The 20,689-nt window shown below is 65.3% G+C and carries 11 protein-coding genes; 8 read left to right on the top strand and 3 right to left on the bottom strand.

Features of this window, described 5'->3' with window-relative positions; all coding sequences use genetic code 11:
* Window positions 1-133 precede the first annotated feature (133 nt).
* Both ACCQ08_RS04415 and ACCQ08_RS04410 read right to left on the bottom strand, forming a co-directional pair.
* Entirely contained in the window at window positions 134-1,246 is a 1,113-nt protein-coding gene (locus ACCQ08_RS04415) for an endonuclease/exonuclease/phosphatase family protein (protein WP_373449007.1), read from the bottom strand.
* Between the two features lie 115 nt (window positions 1,247-1,361).
* Window positions 1,362-3,140: a DEAD/DEAH box helicase gene (locus tag ACCQ08_RS04410; RefSeq protein WP_312451330.1), complete on the bottom strand. Its 1,779-nt coding sequence runs from the start codon at window positions 3,138-3,140 to the stop codon at window positions 1,362-1,364.
* A gap of 254 nt (window positions 3,141-3,394) precedes the next feature.
* Between ACCQ08_RS04410 and ettA the strand changes: the two genes are divergently transcribed.
* The 6 genes from ettA to recD all read left to right on the top strand — a co-directional run bounded on the left by ettA (window position 3,395) and on the right by recD (window position 18,132).
* Entirely contained in the window at window positions 3,395-5,056 is a 1,662-nt protein-coding gene (gene ettA, locus ACCQ08_RS04405; RefSeq protein WP_230778157.1) for an energy-dependent translational throttle protein EttA, read from the top strand.
* Window positions 5,057-5,119: 63 nt separating this feature from the next.
* On the top strand, window positions 5,120-7,147 hold the full coding sequence (locus ACCQ08_RS04400) for a DUF1631 family protein (RefSeq protein ID WP_373449006.1): 2,028 nt from the start codon (window positions 5,120-5,122) through the stop codon (window positions 7,145-7,147).
* A 195-nt stretch (window positions 7,148-7,342) separates the two neighbouring features.
* Window positions 7,343-8,365 (top strand): tripartite tricarboxylate transporter substrate binding protein, encoded by a 1,023-nt coding sequence (locus tag ACCQ08_RS04395; RefSeq protein WP_312451336.1) that lies wholly within the window; start codon window positions 7,343-7,345, stop codon window positions 8,363-8,365.
* 136 nt (window positions 8,366-8,501) lie between these two features.
* The gene (recC, locus tag ACCQ08_RS04390; RefSeq protein WP_373449005.1) at window positions 8,502-12,095 is read left to right on the top strand and encodes an exodeoxyribonuclease V subunit gamma; all 3,594 of its coding nucleotides are present in this window, start codon (window positions 8,502-8,504) and stop codon (window positions 12,093-12,095) included.
* Window positions 12,092-15,913: an exodeoxyribonuclease V subunit beta gene (recB, locus tag ACCQ08_RS04385; RefSeq protein WP_373449004.1), complete on the top strand. Its 3,822-nt coding sequence runs from the start codon at window positions 12,092-12,094 to the stop codon at window positions 15,911-15,913. The genes recC and recB overlap by 4 nt, the downstream gene beginning before the upstream one ends.
* 11 nt (window positions 15,914-15,924) lie before the next feature.
* Entirely contained in the window at window positions 15,925-18,132 is a 2,208-nt protein-coding gene (gene recD / locus ACCQ08_RS04380; RefSeq protein ID WP_373449003.1) for an exodeoxyribonuclease V subunit alpha, read from the top strand.
* Between the two features lie 122 nt (window positions 18,133-18,254).
* Here recD and ACCQ08_RS04375 read toward each other — a convergent pair whose 3' ends face one another.
* A complete protein-coding gene (locus ACCQ08_RS04375) occupies window positions 18,255-18,605 on the bottom strand; it encodes a hypothetical protein (protein WP_373449002.1) in 351 nt (116 codons plus the stop codon).
* Here ACCQ08_RS04375 and ACCQ08_RS04370 point away from each other — a divergent pair.
* Together ACCQ08_RS04370 and rlmD are read left to right on the top strand one after the other, a co-directional pair.
* Window positions 18,604-18,933, top strand: a complete 330-nt coding sequence (locus ACCQ08_RS04370) for a hypothetical protein (protein WP_239812190.1) — start codon at window positions 18,604-18,606, stop codon at window positions 18,931-18,933. The genes ACCQ08_RS04375 and ACCQ08_RS04370 overlap by 2 nt on opposite strands.
* A 134-nt stretch (window positions 18,934-19,067) precedes the next feature.
* Entirely contained in the window at window positions 19,068-20,609 is a 1,542-nt protein-coding gene (rlmD, locus tag ACCQ08_RS04365) for a 23S rRNA (uracil(1939)-C(5))-methyltransferase RlmD (protein WP_373449001.1), read from the top strand.
* Window positions 20,610-20,689 lie beyond the last annotated feature (80 nt).

Here is a 20,689-nt window from a genome sequence, read left to right as displayed (position 1 = left end):
AGGATGGGTGCGAAACAATAAGTTTCCGTGCGTAACTGGCGCAGGCTGATCCGCCGCCGTAGTGTGCGCCGCAGTGCCGACCTCCAGCGAGAATCGGCGCGGTTTGCAGTCGTTTGCATTGGACGCTATGTTGCTAGGCCCCATCACTGGGCCGCTCGAAAGTGCCTGCCGTCTCCAAATCCGGGGCTACATCCCCGGGCGCGGCGCCAGGTACCGGCGCCTGCATGCGCAGCAATGCGCGAACAAATCCATGGTCGGAGCGGCTGCGGTCGCGCCCTTCATGCAGGTGGTCGTTGAAGTAATCCACGCGGCGCACATCGCCCACCGCATGGCGGCTGCGCGGATCGAACTCCTCGCTGACCAGCACCTGGTCCAGAACGGCCGGCGCCCCCTGGTGGATATGGGAGTAGGCCACGTCTTTTTTCAGCGCCGCATCGCCCAGCAGATCGAAGGCATTGAACAGCGCGCGATCACGGGCCTTGCGGTCATAGGCCACTTCGGCGCTGGCCGAGATCATCTGCGTGGTGACGCTATCGGGCGTGTCGTTGAAATCGCCCAGCACCACCAAGGGCATGCGGGTGTGACGCAGCAGGTCGATGACCAGGCAGCGCAGCGCCGTCGCTTCCACACCCCGCATCACCAGCGAGCGCAACGAAGCGAGTGCGGCAATCTTGGGGTTGTCGCGGTCTTCCAGAGGGTTGCCGTTGGCATCGAGCAGGAACTTCGGGCGCTTGGATTTGAGATGGCAGGTCAGCACCGTCAAGATCTGGCCGCGCTTCATCTGCAACGTGGCCACGAGCGGGGGACGCTCAAAACGCGTGTGGACGCCCAGCCCCGGAATGGGCTGGCCCAGCCCGGCAGGAAAATCGGTGAACGAGCGCGTGGCCAGCACCTTCAGGCGGGTGGCCAGTCCCACGCGCGGGGTGCCGCTGGCGCCTGACCGGCCCTCGCTGTTTTCTGCGCCGGGCACAGCCGCATAGTGGTAGTGCAGACCGCTGGCGGCCAGCGATTGAGCAAAGGCAGCCTCGTCCCAGACTTCCTGCACCGCCAGAATGTCGGCATTCAGCGCCTGAAAGCGGTCACCCAGCCATTGTGTTTTGCGCTCGTACTGGGCCCGGGTGTAGGGCGCCTGGTTGGCGTAGAACTCCCGCTCAGGCAGTGCCAGATTGAGAACATTGCAGGTGGCGACCGTCAAGGTGTCGGGTGCCAAAGAGGGCGCTGCAGGGTGGGCAGCGGAAGAGGGCATAGAAAAAGGCCGCATGAAACTCGCTTTCGAATGCGGCCTAACCCTAGCGGAAGTGGGCGTCCAAATCAACTGCCATCAGCAATGACAGTTGGGATTCGCCCCCACTTCACGCTGCTTATCGCGAGAACGAGTGGTTGCGGCCACCTCGGCCAGCACCACCACCGCCGCCATTGCGGTTGCCGCCGCCGAAGCCGCCACGGCGGCCGCGTTCGGCCATGCTGTCCACGCTGGTGCGCATCGGATCGGGCTGTGCCGCGCCGCTGCGGCGGTGGTCACGGCCATCGACCGTGCCGCCAAACTGCGTGCCCAGGTGGGCATCAGCGCGGGGCTGGCGTTCGCTGTCCTGGCGGGGGCCACGGGCAGCACCAGCGCCGCCTTGGCGCGGGCCTTGCGACTGGCGTTGTGGGCCGCGTGCCTCACCCGATGGGTGGCGTGGGCCTTGGCGGCCGTCGCGGCGTGGTGGGCGCTGCTCGCGGCGTGCCTGGTCCATGCCTTCGCCGCCAAAATCAGCACCGCCTTCGGCGCGTTCACCGCGTGGGCCGGGGCCGCGCTTGGCATTGCCGCCGCGCTGGCCACCACCTGCGTTACCGCCGCCGGGGCCGCGTGCCACCTTGTTGGTACGCACGCGTTCCATCATTTCCTGGCGCGCTGCCTTGGCCGCTGCCTGCATCACATCACGGCCAGGGGCCTTGCCCGCGCCGCCCCAGATCGTCTGGCGGCCCATGGCGATGGGCTCGGCCTTTTCGCCTTCTTCAGGGCCAAAGCCTTCGAGCACCTGCACAGGGATGTCCTGCTTCGTGAAGCGCTCGATGTCCATCATGAAGCCTTCTTCATCCATGCACACCAGGCTCACGGCGTTGCCTTCGCGGCCCGCGCGGCCAGTGCGGCCAATGCGGTGCACGTAGTCTTCCGAAACATTGGGGATTTCGTAGTTGACCACGTTGGGCAACTCGTCGATGTCGATACCGCGCGCTGCGATATCGGTGGCCACCAGCGCACGCAGGTCGCCCGACTTGAAGCCTTCCAACGCCTGGGTGCGGGCGCTTTGGCTCTTGTTGCCGTGCAAGGCCATGGCCGAGACGCCATTCTTGCTGAGGTATTCGGCCACGTTGTTGGCGCCGAACTTGGTGCGGGTGAAGACCAGCACCTGGCTCCAGTTGTTCTCCTGCACGATGTGCAGCAGCACCTGCTTTTTCTTGCCGCGGCCCACCGGGTGGATCACCTGCTTGATGCGCTGCACCGTGGTGTTGCGCGGCGTCACCTGGATGGACTGGGGATTCTTCAGAAGGCCGTTGGCCAGCTCGCGGATCTCATCGCTGAAGGTGGCGGAGAACAGCAGGCTTTGCTTGTCCTTGGGCACCAGAGCCAGCACCTTCTTCACGTCGTGGATGAAACCCATGTCCAGCATGCGGTCGGCTTCGTCGAGCACCAGGATCTCGACCGTGGACAGGTCCAGAAAGCCTTGTTGCTGCAGATCGAGCAAGCGGCCAGGTGTGGCCACCAGCACATCCACACCCTTTTTGATGCGGTCGATCTGGGGGTTCATGCCAACGCCACCAAAGATGACGGTGGACTTGATGTCCAGGTGTGCAGCGTAGAGGCGCACATTTTCTTCCACCTGGGCGGCCAGTTCGCGGGTAGGGGCCAGGATCAGGGCGCGGATGGCCTTGTTGCCCCATTTGTTGAGGCTGCCTTGGGACTCGGTCAGGCGCTGCAGCATCGGCAGCGTGAAGGCGGCCGTTTTGCCGGTGCCGGTTTGTGCGCCGGCCAGCAGATCGCTGCCTTGCAGCACCAGCGGGATAGCCTGGGCTTGGATGGGAGTAGGCGTGTCGTAGCCTTGTTCGCGCACAGCCTGCACAATGGCAGGTGCCAGATTCAGTTCTTCAAAGTTCATTGGATCAGATGCGTCCAACCTGGACGCTGGGTATCGGCCTCGTCTAAGCAATTTTTTGGAATAATTGCAGCCAGTCAGATAGGCAGATGGGTTCAAAGAGGGAGCCCGGAACTGTGTCCATCGTCCCCAGCATAAGCGCTGAAGTCCTAGGCAACTGGAGCCTTTGACTGCAGGTATTGTCGCATGCACCGATAATCCCAGGGTGGCCGCGATCAAAAATCGCATATTTTTTTACTGATTTACCAAAAGAACACATGGCTCAATACGTTTTTTCGATGAACAACGTCACCAAGACGGTTCCTCCGAAGCGACAGATTCTGAAGGGTATTTCTCTGAGCTTCTTCCCGGGCGCCAAGATTGGCGTGCTGGGTCTGAACGGTTCGGGAAAATCCAGCTTGCTCAAGATCATGGCAGGCGTCGACAAGGAATTCGAAGGCGAAGCGATCCCGATGGCAGGCCTGTCGATCGGCTATCTGCCGCAAGAGCCCCAGCTCAACCCCGAGCACACCGTACGCCAGGCGGTGGAAGAGGCGATGGCGGAGGTCAACAACGCCAAGGCACGCCTGGAAGAGGTCTACGCCGCTTACGCCGAAGAAGACGCCGACTTCGATGCGCTGGCTGCCGAGCAAGGCCAGCTGGAAGCGGTGATCGCCGCTGCCGGCACCGACTCCGAGCACCAGCTGGAGATCGCTGCAGACGCGCTGCGCCTGCCTGCCTGGGATGCCATCGTCGGCCAGCTGTCCGGCGGTGAAAAGCGCCGCGTGGCGCTGTGCAAGCTGCTGCTGTCCAAGCCTGACATGCTGCTGCTCGACGAGCCGACCAACCACTTGGACGCCGAATCGGTGGATTGGCTCGAACAGTTCCTGCACCGTTTCACCGGCACCGTGGTGGCCATTACCCACGACCGCTACTTCCTGGACAACGCGGCCGAGTGGATTCTGGAACTGGACCGTGGCCACGGCATTCCCTACAAGGGCAACTACTCCGACTGGCTGTTGCAAAAGGGCAACCGCCTGGAGCAGGAGCAAAAGGGCGAAGAAGCCCGTGCCAAGGCGCTGAAGAAGGAACTGGAATGGGTGCGCCAGAACGCCAAGGGGCGCCAGGCCAAGTCCAAGGCCCGTATTGCCCGCTTTGAAGAGCTGAGCGACTACGAATACCAGCAACGCAACGAAACGCAGGAAATCTTCATTCCTGTGGCCGAACGTCTGGGCAGCCGCGTCATCGAGTTCAAGAATGTCTCCAAGGCCTTTGGCGATCGTCTGCTGATTGACAACCTCAGCATGAACATCCCTGCGGGCGCCATCGTCGGCATCATCGGCCCCAACGGCGCAGGCAAGTCCACGCTGTTCAAGCTGATCGCCGGCAAGGAGCAGCCTGATTCGGGCGAGGTCGAAATCGGCCAGACCGTGAAGATGGCCTTTGTGGACCAGCACCGTGATGCGCTGGCCAACGACAAGACCGTGTGGGAGGACATCTCCGGTGGTCTGGACATCATCAACGTGGGCAAGTTCCAGATGGCCTCGCGTGCCTATGCGGGCCGTTTCAACTTCAACGGCCAGGACCAGCAAAAGAAGGTCGGCAACCTCTCCGGCGGTGAGCGCGGCCGCCTGCACCTGGCCAAGACCTTGATCCAGGGCGGCAACGTGCTGCTGCTGGACGAACCGTCGAACGACCTGGACGTGGAAACCCTGCGTGCACTGGAAGACGCGTTGCTGGAATATGCGGGTACAGTATTGGTCATTTCCCACGACCGCTGGTTCCTGGATCGCATCGCGACCCATATCCTGGCGGCGGAAGGGGATAGCCAGTGGGTATTTTTTGATGGAAACTATCAGGAATACGAGGCAGATAAGAAGAAGCGGTTGGGAGAAGAAGGGGCGGCACCCAAGCGGATGCGCTACAAAGCCCTGAAGTAAACCCACACCGTACGCCCGTCGCTTTACAGAAGCGGCGGGCGTTTTAACTGGGAGAGGTGAAGCGTGGAGCAACGGGCCGTATCGGTATTTGACACCTGTCTGGAGCAGGCATTGCAGGAGGCGGAGCCTTTGATGGCCGCCATGGTCAATGCTGCATTGGCTTCCCTGGCTGCGCAATTGTCGTCTTACAGCAACGCTGAAGATCAACAATTGTTGCGCCACGCGCAAGGCCAACTCGCCAGCAAGAAGGCACAGCTGCCGCTCGCGTATGCGCTGCGTCTGCGCCAGGCCGTGTTTGCCATTGCCGAAGGCAAACGTGAGGACTACCACGCCCAGATGAGCAGCCAGGGCCTGCCCGAGGACCGCAATGCGCTGCGTGCCCAGATCGAGTGGGGGCGCATGCAGATCAACCTGCTGCAGCAGACCGAGCAGAGCCTGACAGGCCTGGAGCGCGTCTACCGCCCGTTGCGCAAGATCACCCGTTACTGGCGCAATGGCAACCCGTTGCACCATACCGTCTACCTCGACAGCCTGCAGGCCACGTTGAGCGATGTGGAGATGTCTGCAGACGCCACGGCGCTGTTCTTGCCGGACATGGTGGGCGTCATGGCGGACCACCTGCAGACGAACTACCAGCGCATCATGACCTTGGCGATGAACAGCTATGCCGAACTGCTGGCCAGGGCCGAGCTCAAGCGCCGCGCTGCCAAGGACAACACCCGCAGTTTTGTGCAGCGGATCAAGACACTGTTCGACATCCCCGCGCATTGTCCTGTGGGTGCCGTCAGAGCCTACAAAACCCTGATCCCGGTGATGGAGCGCATGGCCGCCCAGGATGCATCGTTCTGGAGTGATTCCGACCACCCTGCGCGCGTGCTGGTGCAGACCATTGTCGACAAGGCCACCGTGCTCAAGGAAGAGGGGCGTGCGCTGTCCGACCCGCAGTTTCCCCAGCTGGTGAGCGAAACCGTAGAAACGCTGTCGGCTCTGGCCCACCCCAGGGCCGAGGATTTTGCCCAGGCGCTCAGCCGCTTCGGGGTGCGGCTCAAGCCCCGCTTGTCGTCTGCGCTGCAGGATGTCGATGACTCCGGTTACGCCAGCAGCATGCTGCTGGAGAGCCAGTGGGGCGCATCAGGGTTGATCAGCATCAGCCCCGAGTCTGACTGGGCGCAACTGGCCCAGATGCAGGCAGAGCGTGATGCCCCGGTACCGCCCACCCCGCAAGCCGTGCCACTTCAGGCCCCGGCGGCAGGCGCATCCGTGGCGTCTGCTGCACCGATTAAGGTCGCAGCCGCCACGGACGACAGCGCCTCGGCCAGCCTCGAAAAGATCGAGGCCGACGTGATGCTGCGACTGGCAACCAGTCTGCACAGTTTTGATGTAGACCCCGCGCTGCTGGCGGCATTGACAGGTGCCTGGCCCAAGGTGCTGCAGCAGGCGGCCGAGCGCTCGGGCATCTCGTCATCGCATTACCGCGCCTACCAGGAGGCGGTGGACGATGTGCTGGCACTGGCCGGCGCCAATGCCAGCGCAGGCATGCACCACGATGCGGACATGCTGATCCCCTCGCTGCTCACGCGCCTCAAGGCTGGGCTGACCAGCATCGGATGGATGCCGGAGCGCATTGCACCGGTGCTGACCGCCGTGGCGCAGATGGCGCCGAGCGCGCTGGTCGAGCTGCAGATGGTGCAGGAAGAGGGGCTGCACCCGGTGCCCGCTGTGGCACGCGCCCTGCCGGCTTCATCGGCGGCCGCCGGCGTGTCGCCTGCGCCGTCTCCTTCGGCATGGGCACAGCTGCCCGATGCCATCGATGCGATTGGCGAGGATGAGCCCGCGATCATCGTGACCGGCTCGATGCTGGATGCGCCCAAACCCGATAGCGTAGGGCTGTGGATTGGTGGCAAGCGGCTGGAAGCCGGTGTCTGGCTGGAGTTTTTGGGCCAGGGCGGTGGCTGGGTGCCCAAACAGCTGAGCTGGACCAATGCGCGCTCGACGATGTTCCTGTTTGTCGCCAGCGGAGGCGCGAGCCAGTCGATCACGCGCCGCATGCTGGAGAAGCTGGCGCAAGAGCAGGCCGTGCGGCCGGTCTGAGATCGTTGTACGGCTCTTCGGACCTTTGCACGCCGTGCAAAGGTCATAGCGTCTCAGGCGCACGCCGCCGTGGCACAATCTTGCGGTTTGGGGTGATCAGCCCCGAAGGTCTGCCGCCGCATCAGGCTGCAGCCGCTACAAGCCTATAAGCCAACCGCCTGGATGTGCTCAGCGTCCAGGTGCCAAGGAGACACCATGAGCCCCTCTTCGTGCAGCCGCATCGCGGCCGCCTGCATGCCCTCGCGCCGTCACGTGCTGGCCGCCACCCTGCTGGGTGCCGCCGCGCTGCTGCCCCTGGCCTCGCAAGCCGCAGACCCCAAGAAATACCCCGAGCGCGCCGTGCGCGTGGTGGTGGGCTTTTCTGCCGGCGGCACCACCGACGTGGTGGCACGCATCATGGCCAAGGAGCTGACCGCCGAGCTGGGCCAGTCCTTCGTCGTGGACAACAAGCCAGGCGCCGGCAGCAACATCGCCACCGAGCAGGTCGCACGTGCCGAGAACGACGGCTACACCTTGCTGTTTGTCGCGGTCACCAGTGCCATCAACCAGACCCTCTACCCGAAGGTGCGCTTTGACCTGGAAAAGGACTTTGCACCGGTCGCGCTGGGCGCCAAGGTGCCCAATGTGCTGGTCGTGAACCCCAGCGTGCCTGCCAACAACGTGCAGGAGCTCATCGCCTTTGCCAAGGCCAACCCCGACAAGGTCTCCTATGCCTCGTCGGGCAGCGGCACGTCGATCCACATGGCCGGTGAGCTGTTCAAGCTGCGCACGGGTCTCAAGACCCAGCACATTCCCTACAAGGGCAGCTCGCCTGCGCTCACCGATCTGATGGCCGGCCAGGTGCAGTTCATGTTCGACAACATGCCTTCGGCCTGGCCCCATGTGAAGGCGGGCAAGCTCAAGGCGCTGGCGGTTACCACCACCAAGCGCTCGCCCACCGCCCCCGATCTGCCGACAATGGAAGAAAGCGGGATCAAGCCTTTTGATGTTTCGTCCTGGTTCGGCCTGATTGCACCGGCTGGCACGCCACCTGAAGTGGTGGCAAAGCTCAACGCCGCGATGAACCGTGCCTTTGACAAGCCCCAGGTCAAGGAAGCCTATGAAAAGCTGGGCGCCGTGGCCGAGAAAAACACGCCCGAGCAGTTTGGCGCCTTCATCAAGTCCGAAGTGGCGGCCTGGGCGCCAGTCGTCAAATCCTCGGGCGCGACCGTGGATTGAGCCGGGCCGACTCCCCTTCCGCACAGGCAGCTTCGGCTGCCTTTTTTATCGGCCTCACCGACCTTTGCAATCGCGGTGGGCTGGGCCTGCGTTACAGTCCCAAGCTGGCACAGCCCGACCGATCTTTCCCCCTCTGATGCAATCTTCCCCCGTCCCAGCGATGACCCCCGGCCTGATGGTGATACACAGCAACCATCCGGAGGCTCTGCGTGACCTGGTCGTGGCCTGGATGCAGCGCTACCCGCTGCGGCCCCTGGAGAGCGAGACGATCCTGGTGCAGAGCAATGGCATTGCGCAGTGGCTCAAGCTGTCGATGGCGCAGCCGGTTGCGGAAGGGGGATGCGGCATCACTGCCGCCGTCGATCTGCAGTTGCCCGCGCAGTTTCTGTGGCAGGCCTACCGGGCAGTGCTCGGCAAGCATGAGGTCCCCGAAATCTCGCCGTTGGACAAGCAGCCGCTGACCTGGCGCCTGATGCGCCTGTTGCCCGGTCTGCTGGCCCAGCCAGCGTTCGCCGCGCTGCAGCGGTTTCTCGCCGAGGACCATGACCAGCGCCGGCGCTTCCAACTGGCCGAGCGCATCGCCGACCTGTTCGACCAGTACCAGGTCTACCGCGCCGACTGGCTGCGCGACTGGGCGGAAGGCCGTGACCAGCTGCGCAGTGCGCGCGGCGATGCGAAACCGCTGGAGCAGGAGCAGCGCTGGCAGGCACAGCTGTGGCGCAGCTTGCTGGACGACGTGGGAGCTGCCGGCATGGAGACCAGCCGCGCCGCCGTGCACCAGCGCTTCGTGCAGTACTGGCAGTCGCCCCAGGCCCGGCACATGCCCGGGCTGCCGCGCCGGGTGGTGGTATTTGGCATTTCTTCGATGCCGGCGCAGACCTTGCAGGCGCTGGCTGCCATGTCGCGCAGCAGCCAGGTGCTGCTGTGCGTGCACAACCCCTGCCGCCACCATTGGTCGGACATCGTTGCCGACAAGGATTTGCTGCGCCACCAGTACCGGCGGCAACAGCGCAAGGGCAGCATGCAGGGGCTCATCCACGACGATGACCTGCACCAGCATGCCCACCCGCTGCTGGCCGCCTGGGGCAAGCAGGGGCGCGACTATATCCACCTGATTGACGAATTCGACCAGCCTGACCAGTACGCCGCGCTGCTGAGCCCGGTCAACGGCGGGCGCATTGATCTGTTTGGCGAGGCCGAGCCCCGCCACATGCTGGCCCAGTTGCAGGACGACATCCTGGACCTGCGGCCGCTGGCCGAAAGCCGCGCGCTGTGGCCGGAGGTGGACCCGGCGCAGGATGGCTCCATCCGCTTCCAGACCGCGCATAGCCCGCAGCGCGAGGTGGAGGTGCTGCACGACCAGTTGCTCGCCCGCCTGGGCGCCGACCCGGGCCTGCGCCCGCGTGACATCATCGTCATGGTGCCCGACATCCAGGTCTATGCACCGCATATCGATGCGGTGTTTGGCCGCATAGCCCGCAGCGATGCGCGTTTTATTCCCTATTCGCTGGCCGACCAGAGCCAGCGCGGGCGCGAGCCGATGCTGGTTGCGCTGGAGCATGTACTGGCCATGCCCGAGAGCCGCTTTGCCGTCAGCGAAGTGCTCGATCTGCTGGCCGTCGATGCGGTGCGCCAGCGCTTTGGCATTGACCCGGATGATCTGGCCTTGCTGCACCGCTGGATTGAAGGCGCCGGTGTGCGCTGGGGGCTGGATGCCGCGCAGCGCGCACGCATTGGCCTGGCCCAGGCCGGGGAGACCAACAGCTGGCGCTTCGGCCTGCGCCGCATGCTGCTGGGCTTTGCCGTGGGGCGCGGTCAGGCGCTGGACGATATCCAGCCCTACGATGAGATTGGCGGTCTCGATGCCGCAGCACTGGGTGGCCTGGCGGCCCTGCTGCGCGCACTGGAGCAAGCCTGCAGTCTGCTGGACCAGGAGGTATCGCCCGGTGCCTGGGTGGAACGAGCACGAACGGTGCTGGAGCTGCTGTTCGATCCTCAGCAAGACCATGAAAAACTGCTGCAGATGCAGCTGCTGCAAGGCTTGGAACGCTGGCTGGGCCAATGCGAGGCGGCAGCGTTTGACGAAGCGTTGCCGCTGTGTGTGGCACGCGAGGCCTGGCTGGCAGGCCTGGATACCAGCAGCTTGAACCAGCGCTTCATGGCGGGGGCGGTGAGCTTTTGCAGCCTGATGCCGATGCGCGCGATTCCTTTTCGCGTGGTGTGCCTGTTGGGCATGAACGATGGGGCCTATCCGCGCCCGGTGTCGGTGCTGGACTTTGACCTGATGCGCCAGCAGTACCGGCCCGGCGACCGTTCGCGCCGCGATGATGACCGCTACTTGCTGCTGGAAGCTGTGTTGTCGGCCCGCGAGCAACTCTACATCAGTTGGGTAGGGCGCAGCATCCGTGATAGCACGGCCCGCCCGCCATCGGTGCTGATCGGCCAGCTGCGCGACCATCTTGCCCAGGGCTGGCAGTTGGCAGGCGCCCCCGCCGGGCTGTCGGGCCCTGCCTCGGGGCAGGCGCTGCTGCGCGCCCTCACGCAGGAGCACCCGCTGCAACCCTTCAGCCCGCGCTACTTCGCACAGCCCCCTGCGCAGGCGGGCAGCGATGGCCTCTATACCTATGCGCAGGAGTGGCATGGTGTGCACGGTGAAGGCCTGCCGACCGGGGCAGACGAAGACGCGTTGGAGGCCTTGCCGGAGATGGGGCTTGACGCAGCGCTGAACCTGCGCCAACTGCAGGACTTTGCGCAAAAGCCCGTCGCCGCATTCTTCCGCCAGCGCCTGCGCGTGTTTTTTGAAGACGAGGACCTGACCGGCCAGGACGAGGAGATGTTTGCCCCGGACGGCCTGCAGGCCTGGAGCCTGCAGGCTGGCTTGCTGAGCGCGCTGGAGCCCTGGGTGCGCGACAACCCCGGTGCGGCGGCCGATGCGCCCCAGCTGCGCGCGCAGCTCGATGCTGCGGCCCAGCGGCTGCGGCTGGAAGGGCGGCTGCCGCTGCGCGCCTTTGCCGATTGCGCGCTCGAGCCCGCCTGCGACGCGGCCCTGCGTGCGCTGCAGGTGTATGCGGCAGCGCTGCGCTATTGGCCGCAGGCGGGCAGCGATGCGCTGGAGCTGCGCTACAGCGGCGGCACGCAGGGCCCGGCGGTGGCCGACTGGCTGCGCGGTCTGCGCTGGACTGATGCCGCCGGCCAGCGGCATGCCGCCAAGATCAGCCTGTCCGCCGGCCGCTTGCATGCCGGCGAGCAGCTGCGCTATGACCGCCTGGTGCGCGCCTGGGTGGAGCACCTGGCCTGGCACAACGCCGGCCAGGCGCTGACGACCGTGGTCTGCACCGAATCGGGCATTGCAGTGTTTCCTGCGCTGGCCGCTGGCGATGCCCGGACGGCGTGGCGCCAGTTGCTGGCGCTGTGGCAGCAAGGCATGCGCGCGCCCTTGCCGGCAGCGGTTCGTACCTCCATCGCCAGCCTGTCACCGGCCGCATCGACCGGGCAGCTGGCGTCGCTGTACGACGACAGCTACCGGGGCACGGGCGAGCTGCAACGCTCGGCCGAGCTGGCCCGGGCGTTTCCGGATTTTGATGCGCTGCTGGCTGCCGGTCTGCTGGACGTGGCCCAGCAGCTGTATGGCGACATGCTCGCCCATGTGCAACTGGTCAATGGCCAGCATCCGCAGGCGCTGGCGCGCTTTGCAGAGGGTGGTGCGGGCGATGGGGAGGGGCCGCGATGAGCGCGATGCCACCCGATACCACCTTGGCATTGGATCCCCTGCGTTTTCCGCTGTGGGGCAGCCGGCTGATCGAAGCCAGTGCCGGCACCGGCAAAACCTATACGATTGCTGCGCTGTACCTGCGGCTGGTGCTGCAGCATGGAGGAGAGCAGGCCTTTGGGCGGCCTCTGGCGCCGCCCGATATTCTGGTGGTGACCTTTACCGATGCGGCCACGCAGGAACTGCGCGACCGCATTCGTCACCGCCTGTCCGAAGCGGCCCAGCTGTTCGCGCGGGACCCGGAGGGCAGCGGCAGCGAAGAGGCGACGGACCCCTTGCTGCTGGCGCTGCGGGCCGATTACCCCAGCAGCCGCTGGCCTGCCTGCGCCCGTGTGCTGCATGAGGCCGCCAACTGGATGGATGAGGCAGCGGTATCCACCATCCACAGCTGGTGCTACCGCATGCTGCGCGAACATGCATTTGACAGCGGCAGCCTGTTCCAGCAAAGCCTCATCACCGACCAGAGCGAATTGCTGACCCAGGTGGTGCAGGACTACTGGCGCCGCCAGTTCTACGACCTGCCCGCGACGTCGCTGCGCAGCTTGCTGCAGGTGGTGGCCACGCCCCAGGTCTTGCAGCAGGCCATCCAGCCCATGCTCAGCCGCCAGGATGCCGACTGGCGCTACGAGGGCGCGCAACTGGCGCCTGCCGGCCAGGTCGACCTGCCGGCTTTGCTGGCCCAGGCCAGCGAGGCTGCCGCCCGCCATGGTGCGCTGGAGAATGCCGCCCGCCAGTTGTGGCAGCAGCACCGGGCCGAGCTGGAGGCGTTGCTCATCGCGCTGGTGCCGGGCCTCAACGGCGTCACCTATCCCAAGAAGGACGAGCCAGGCGTGTTCGAGGCCTGGTTGGCCGCGATGGCGGCCTGGAGTGCTGGCGAGCCGGCGCCCGCCAAGATTCGGGCCTTCGGCCAGTCGGGCATCAAGGCCAAAAAAGGGGTCGTGGTGCCCGAGCATGCGGCCTTTGCTGCGATCGACGCCTGGCTGGAGGCGGTGGCGCAAGACGCACAAGCGGCCACGCCGCTCAAGCCGCTGCTGCTGCGCCATGCAATGGCCCACATACAGCGCGCGCTGGAGGGCGAGAAGCAGCGCCGTGGCGAACTGGGGTTTGACGACCTGCTGCAGCGCCTGGATGCAGCGTTGCATGCGCCCGGGGGCGACGCTCTTGCGCAGCGCATCCGCAGCCAGTTTCCGGTGGCAATGATCGATGAGTTCCAGGACACCGATCCACTCCAATACCGCATTTTTGAACGCATCTACCGCATCGCGGACAACGACCCCGCGCAGGGCCTGTTCATGATCGGCGACCCCAAGCAGGCGATCTACGCGTTTCGCGGTGCCGATATCTACACCTACCTGCGCGCCCGCGCTGCCACCCAGGGGCGCCATTACTCGCTGGGCACCAACTACCGCTCCACCCAGGCGGTCGTGGAGGCCATCAACCATTGCTTTGTGCATGCCGAGGGCCATCCCCGGGCGGCCTTTCGCTTCCGCGAGGACGCGCAGCGCAACCCGGTGCCCTTTGTGGCGGTCGGTGCGCACGGGCGGGCCGATGCGCTCTTCTTACAAGGCGCAGCCCCTGCGGCGATCACCCTGTGGACCATGGAAGCGGGCATGCAGCCGCAGGCTGAAGCCTCCGACGAGTATGGCGATGCCGCAGGCACTGGCAAGAGCGCGCGTACCGGCGTGGCCGAATCCGCCTACCGCCAGCGCATGGCACAGTCGACCGCCAGCCAGATCACCGCCTGGCTCAATGCTGCCCGGGCCGGGCAGGCCGGTTTTGGCCAATCGCCGGATGCGCTGGGCCGGCCGCTGCGTCCGGCCGACATCGCCATTCTGGTGCGGGGCCGTGCCGAGGCCGAGCTGGTGCGCGATGCGCTCAAGGACCGGGGCCTGGCCAGTGTCTACCTGTCGGACCGCGACTCGGTGTTCCAGACGGGCGAGGCCGCTGACATGCTGCGCTGGCTGCGCGCCGTCAATGCGCCTGGCGATGACGGCCTGCTGCGGGTGGCGCTGGCCACCGCGTCGATGGACTGGTCGTGGCAGGAACTGGAGCGGCTCAACCATGATGAACAGCATTGGGAGCACCTGGCGCTGCGCACACGTGTACTGCAGCAGCTGTGGCAGAAAAAAGGCGTGTTGCCGATGCTGCGCCAGTGGCTGCTCGATTTTGACCTGCCCGCCCGCTGGCTCGGCCAGACCGGCGGCGAGCGGCGCCTGACCAATGTGCTGCACCTGGCCGAATGGCTGCAGCGTGCTTCGACCGAGGTGGAGGGTGCGCAGGCGCTGATCCGGCGCCTGGCCGAGCAGATGGACAGCCCCGAGGGTGAGGAGGAGATCCTGCGCCTGGAGAGCGATGCGGACCTGATCAAGGTGGTCACCATCCACAAGTCCAAGGGCCTGGAATACCCGCTGGTGCTGCTGCCCTTCATCAGCAGCTGGCGCGATTTTGACGGCAAGAGCCGGGGCTATGCGCAGTACCACGATGCTGCTTCGGGTGACCTGGTCGTGGAGCTGAACAACAAGCATGCCGAGGCGGTCAGCGCCCACAACGACGAGCGCCTGAGCGAAGACATGCGCCTGCTCTATGTGGCACTGACGCGCGCCCAGTACGCGCTGTGGCTGGGCGTGGCGCCGCTCGCCAAGGGCATGAGCCGGGCGGGCAGCCTGGAGAAAAGCGCTGTCGGTTACCTGCTGGCGGGCGGGCAAAAGCTGCCCGATCTGGCGCTGCATGCCTACCTGCAGGAATTTGCCAGCCGCTGCCCGCAGATGGCAGTGCAGCCGGTCCCCGAGGTCAGCCTGCAGCGCTACCAGCCCGAGCGGCCGCCGGCCGTCCACCCGGCGCGCCGCCCCCGCAGACAAGCCGATGAGCACTGGTGGATCGCCAGTTTCTCTGCACTGACCGAGCGGCTGGGCCTGGCGCTCCCCTCGCAAGGCCTGTGGACCGAAGAAGCCGTCACTGCGGCCGAGCCCGAAACCGCAGAGCAGGACCAGTACCTCGAGCCCCAGGAAGCACTGCCCGAGGCCACCGCGCCCGGCCAGCCGCAGCCGGGCAGCCTGCATGCGTTCCCCAAAGGCCCGGATGCGGGCAACTTTCTGCACGGCCTGCTGGAGTGGTGCGCGCAAGAGGGTTTTGCCACGGTAATGAGCAAACCAGCGGCATTGGATGGCATCATCGCCTACCGCTGCCAGGTGCGCGGCTGGGGGGACTGGGCCGCACCCTTGCAAGGCTTCGTCCGGCAATGGCTGCAGACGCCGTTGCTGCTGCAGGGTGCCCCGAGCGAGACGCCTGCCGCACTGCAGTCGCTGGGCGATTACCAGGTTGAGATGGAGTTCTGGCTGTCGATCAACCGGGCCTCGACCGGTCAGCTCGACACGCTCGTGCAGCAGCATGTGCTGCCGGGCCAGCCGAGGCCGGCGCTGCTCCCCAATCAGCTCCATGGCATGCTCAAGGGCTACATGGACCTGGTGTTCGAGCATGGCGGCCGCTATTACATGATGGACTACAAATCCAACTGGCTGGGCGCCGACAGTACGGCCTACACGCCGCAGGCCATGGCGGCTGCTGTGCTGCAACACCGCTATGACCTGCAGTATGTGCTGTACACCTATGCGCTGCACCGCTTGCTGCAGCAGCGCCTGCCCGGTTATGACTACGAGCGCGATGTGGGCGGCGTGCAGTACTGGTTTTTGCGAGGCGTGGGTGCGGAGCACCAGGGTCTCTACCAGGACAAACCCCCGCGCGCGCTGATGGATGCGCTCGATGCGCTGTTTGCGCAATGATGAAGAATGCAATGACGACAGAACCCGAGGACGGCATGCCCCCGCAGGGCGTGCCCCACCAGCAATCCGCAGTACGTACGCCGGCCGTGCCGGACGGCGCGACCGCCAGCCTGCTGCACACGGTAGAACGCTGGACCGCCCATGGCTGGCTGCGCAGCCTGGACCAGGCGCTGGTGCTTTTTCTGCATGAACTCGATCCCGGCGCATCGCCACTGGTGCTGCTGGCCGCTGCACTGGCCAGCCACCAGCTGGGCCGTGGCCATGTCTGCCTGGATCTGCAAGCCACGTTGGACAACAGCCGTTTTGCGCTGTCGCTGCCACCCGATACCGCTGCGCAGGGCAGCGGCGCGACCGAGCCTACGCCATTGCCGCTGCCCAGCGAGCTGCTGGCCCAGGTCAACTTGCTGCAATGGCAGTCGGTGCTGCAGGCCAGCGCGCTGGTGGCGGCACCGGGCAAGCCCAGCCAGGGTGGCACACCGCTGGTGTTGCAGGGCGATCGCCTCTATCTGCGCCGCTACTGGCAGTACGAGCAGGACGTGGCGCAGGCCATTGGCCAGCGCATCACTGCCAGCCAGCATTTGCGCCAGGGCCGCAGTGCCGCGCAGGATGCGATGCTGCGCCAGGCACTGGACCAGGTGTTTGCACCGGCACCGCACCAGGTTCCCGATTCGCCCGACTGGCAAAAAATGGCCTGCGCCTTAGCAGCATCGAGCGCGTTTTCGATCATTACCGGCGGCCCGGGCACCGGCAAGACCACCACCGTCGTCAAGCTGCTGGCGCTGCTGCAAAGCATGGCCTTGCAGCAAGGCGGCCGGCCCCTGCGCATTTGCCTGGCGGCGCCCACCGGCAAGGCGGCGGCGCGCTTGTCCGAATCCATCGTGCAGGCCTTGCAGCGCCTCGATGATGCGCAGCTGCCTGCCTTGCCGCCGGCAGAGGGTGGCGGGCCCCGGAGCTTGAAGCCGCTGATCCCGTCGGAAGCCCAGACCTTGCACCGTTTGCTGGGCAGCCGGCCTGACAGCCGGCATTTTCGCCATGATGCCCAGCACCCATTGGCGCTGGATGTGCTGGTCGTCGATGAAGCGTCGATGGTTGACCTGGAGATGATGGCAGCCCTGCTGTCGGCGCTGCCGCCGCAGGCCAGTCTGGTGCTGCTGGGCGACAAGGACCAGCTCGCATCGGTGGAAGCCGGCGCGGTGCTCGGGGAGCTTTGCGCCCAGGCCGAGCGCGGCCTCTACTGGCACGAGACGGCGCAATGGCTGCAGCAGGTGACCGGCCAGCAGGTGCCTGCGGAGCTGCAAGATATCGCAGGCAAGCCGCTGGACCAGGCGGTGGTGATGCTGCGGGTCAGCCACCGTTTCCATGCCGACAGCGGCATCGGCCAGTTGGCCGGTGTCGTCAATGCCGGAAGGCGCAAGGCCATCAAGCCGCTGCTGAAGGCAGGCTACCCCGATCTGGCCGCGTATGCGGTACCGGACCCGACACATTCATCTCTCGCGCAACTGGTGCTCGATGGCGGCGGCAAGCGCTTTGTCGACAGCGCCGCCAAGCGCGATGCCGGGCCCGTGGGCTATGGCCACTACCTGCAGGTGCTGCGCGAGATGCCGCCCAACCCCGGCCCCGAGGCCTTGAATGCCTGGGCGCTGCGGCTGTTGAAGGCGCATGGCGAGTTCCAGGTGCTCTGCGCGCTGCGCAGTGGTCCCTGGGGTGTGGAAGGGCTCAACGAGCGCATTGCCCAGCTGCTGGCCCACCGCGAGCTGATTGCACAAAGCAGCGGCTGGTATGCCGGCCGCCCGGTGCTGGTGACCCGCAATGACTACAGCCTCAAGCTGATGAATGGCGATATCGGCATCACCGTGCAGATGCCGGCGAACCAGGCGCCCGTGACCGGCGGGGCCGGTATGGCACCGGGTGCGCTGCGCGTGGTTTTTGCGACCAGCGAAGGTCTGCGCTGGGTGCTGCCCAGCCGCTTGCAGGCCGTGGAGACCGTCTATGCGATGACGATCCACAAGTCGCAGGGCTCGGAGTTCAGCCATGCGGCCGTGGTGTTGCCGCCCAGCCTGTCGCCCATCATGACCCGCGAGCTGGTCTACACCGGCATGACCCGGGCCAAGCGCTGGCTGACCGTGGTGGCAGGCGGCAGCAGTAACTTCTCGGTGTTGGAAGAGGCGACGGAACGCCAGGTGAGGCGCTCGAGCGGATTGCGGCAAGGCGAGCTGTAGCAGCGGGTGGTGGAGATTGCGGAGCCGTGGACAACGCGGGCCGGTGCAGCAGGGCAGAGCCATCGTTCAGCAAACACCGTCGCGGCGGCGGCGATGGGCAGCGGCCATGGACTGCGCGGGCTTCATCGAAAAAATGCGTGGCTGTGCGAAAAGATCGTTGGCTGGCCAAAACGACCCTGGGGCTGAACGCGCCCCAAGAGTCGCCCCACGATGAAACCATCACCGTTGCGAGGGCCGGGGGCATGTCTGCATGCACCCAGCCCCTGACAGCGGCGATAGGCGAATCTTAGCACTGGATGAGAATAATTATCAATATCAAGTGTGAATAAAACTGCGCCAGGCGCTCGTTTTGTGTAAGTTTTTGTTTTTGGTTGATTTTTCTTGACCTTTCCCCGGCAAATGGGGATGCGCCGTTTGGGAAAATTTGGTAACTTCACCGGATCGATAAAAAATATTGCGGGAGTCTCCACCATGCCTGGTTCCAGTTACAGCTTCAAATCCACAGCACTTGCGATGCTGGCGCTCACCGCCTCGGCCTGGGCGCAGGCGACCTGCTACACGGTCTATGACAGCAAGAACGAAGTGATTTACCGCAGTGCGGAACCACCGGTCGACATGTCCAAGCCGCTGCACCAGACTGCAGGCGAGCTGCCCAGCGGCAGCCGCGTGGTCTTCACGCCCAACAACAGCGTCTGCGTCACCGAAGTCCATGCGCTGCCGGGCGCCAAGAAGCGCACATCGAGCAGTGCCAACATGGTGACGGACCAACTGAACATGGGCAGCATGATCACTGCGCAGTAAATGGGCGGCCTGGCACCACGCCGGTGCCTTGGATACCGAGCAGGGCAGCCGAGAGGCTGCCTTTTTTGCGTTCGCCCACGCCAAATTGCCAGAGGTTGGCCGCAGGCCATTGTCCAGCCTGCGAAAATACCGGGATGAGCGAAGCGCAGACCCCACAGACCATTTCCGAATCCCCCGATGCCGCCGAGGCGGCCCAATTCCCCGCAGATGCCTTGAAGATCATGTCCATGGACATGGATGCCCAGGGTGTCGCGCGCCGTGCCGACGGCAAGGTCGTCTTTGTTGACGGTGCCTTGCCCACCGAATGGGTGAGCGCCAAGACCCGGCGCAAGAAAAACAACTGGGAGCAGGCCGATCTGCTGCAGATCCACCGCGAGTCGTCGCAGCGTGTGCGGCCCGGCTGCCCCAACTTTGGCTTGCATGCCGGTGCCTGCGGTGGCTGCAAGATGCAGCATCTGCATGTGGGCGCCCAGATTGCGACCAAGCAGCGCGTGCTGGAGGACAACCTCTGGCACCTGGGCAAGGTGGTGCCCGAGACGGTGATGCGCCCCATTGAAGGCCCCAGCTGGGGCTACCGCTTCCGCTCGCGCCTGTCGGTGCGCTATGTCGCCAAGAAGGGCAAGGTGCTGGTGGGTTTCCATGAGCGCAAGAGCCGCTACATCGCCGACATGGAAACCTGCAAGATCCTGCCTCCGCATGTCGATGCCTTGCTGATGCCGATGCGCGCGCTGATCGGCAGCCTCGATGCCCGCGAGACCTGCCCGCAGATCGAAGTGGCCTGCGGCGACCATGTCACCGCGTTGGTGCTGCGCCATTTGGAGCCGCTGAGCGACGCCGACATGCAGCGCCTGCGCGATTTTGCCGCAGCCCATAACGTGCAATGGTGGCTGCAGCCCAAGGGGCCGGACACCGTGCACCTGATGGACGGCATCGGCGAGCAGCTCTCCTATGCACTGCCCGATTTCGGCATCACGATGCCGTTCAAGCCCACCGACTTCACCCAGGTCAACCCCCACATCAACCAGGTGCTGGTGACGCGCTCGCTGCGCCTGCTGGATGCGAAGAAGACCGAGCGCGTGATCGACTGGTTCTGCGGTCTGGGCAACTTCACCCTGCCCATCGGCACGATGGCCGGTGAGGTGCTGGGCATCGAAGGCTCGGAGACGCTGGTGCAGCGCTCGCACGAGAACTATGCCGCCAACAATGCCAGCCGCCCCGCAGGCAATGCGCTGGCGCCCACGCGCTTTGTGGCCCGCAACCTGTTCGAGATGACGCCGGAGATGCTGCTCGCCGATGGCCAGGCTGACAAATGGCTGGTCGATCCACCGCGCGAAGGCGCATTCGCACTGTCCAAGGCGCTGGCTGATATCCACAAGGCCCGCCACCAGGTGCCCGACACGGCGCCGCTGCCCGACAGCGCCAAGGACTGGACACCGCCCAAGCGCATTGTGTATGTGAGCTGCAACCCGGCGACCCTGGCACGCGATGCCGGTCTGCTGGTGCACCAGGCCGGCTACCGCTGCGTGGCTGCCGGTGTGGTCAACATGTTCCCGCATACGGCCCACGTCGAGAGCATGGCGGTGTTTGAGTGGGATGGCCATGCGCCGTCGGTCAAGACCGAGACCGAGATGGCCGATGCCGAGGCCCCGGCTGCTGCAGAAGGTGCAGCCGCCTAAACCGATGGGGATTACCGACGTTTTAGGCACAAATGCTGTGATGCCGCTGATCAATTAGCGCGCTGTAATGCCGTTATGCT

The sequence above is a fragment of the Comamonas sp. SY3 genome, assembly GCF_041730275.1.
GTDB lineage: Bacteria > Pseudomonadota > Gammaproteobacteria > Burkholderiales > Burkholderiaceae_C > Comamonas > Comamonas sediminis.
This window is presented reverse-complemented; position numbering and strand designations above follow the sequence as displayed.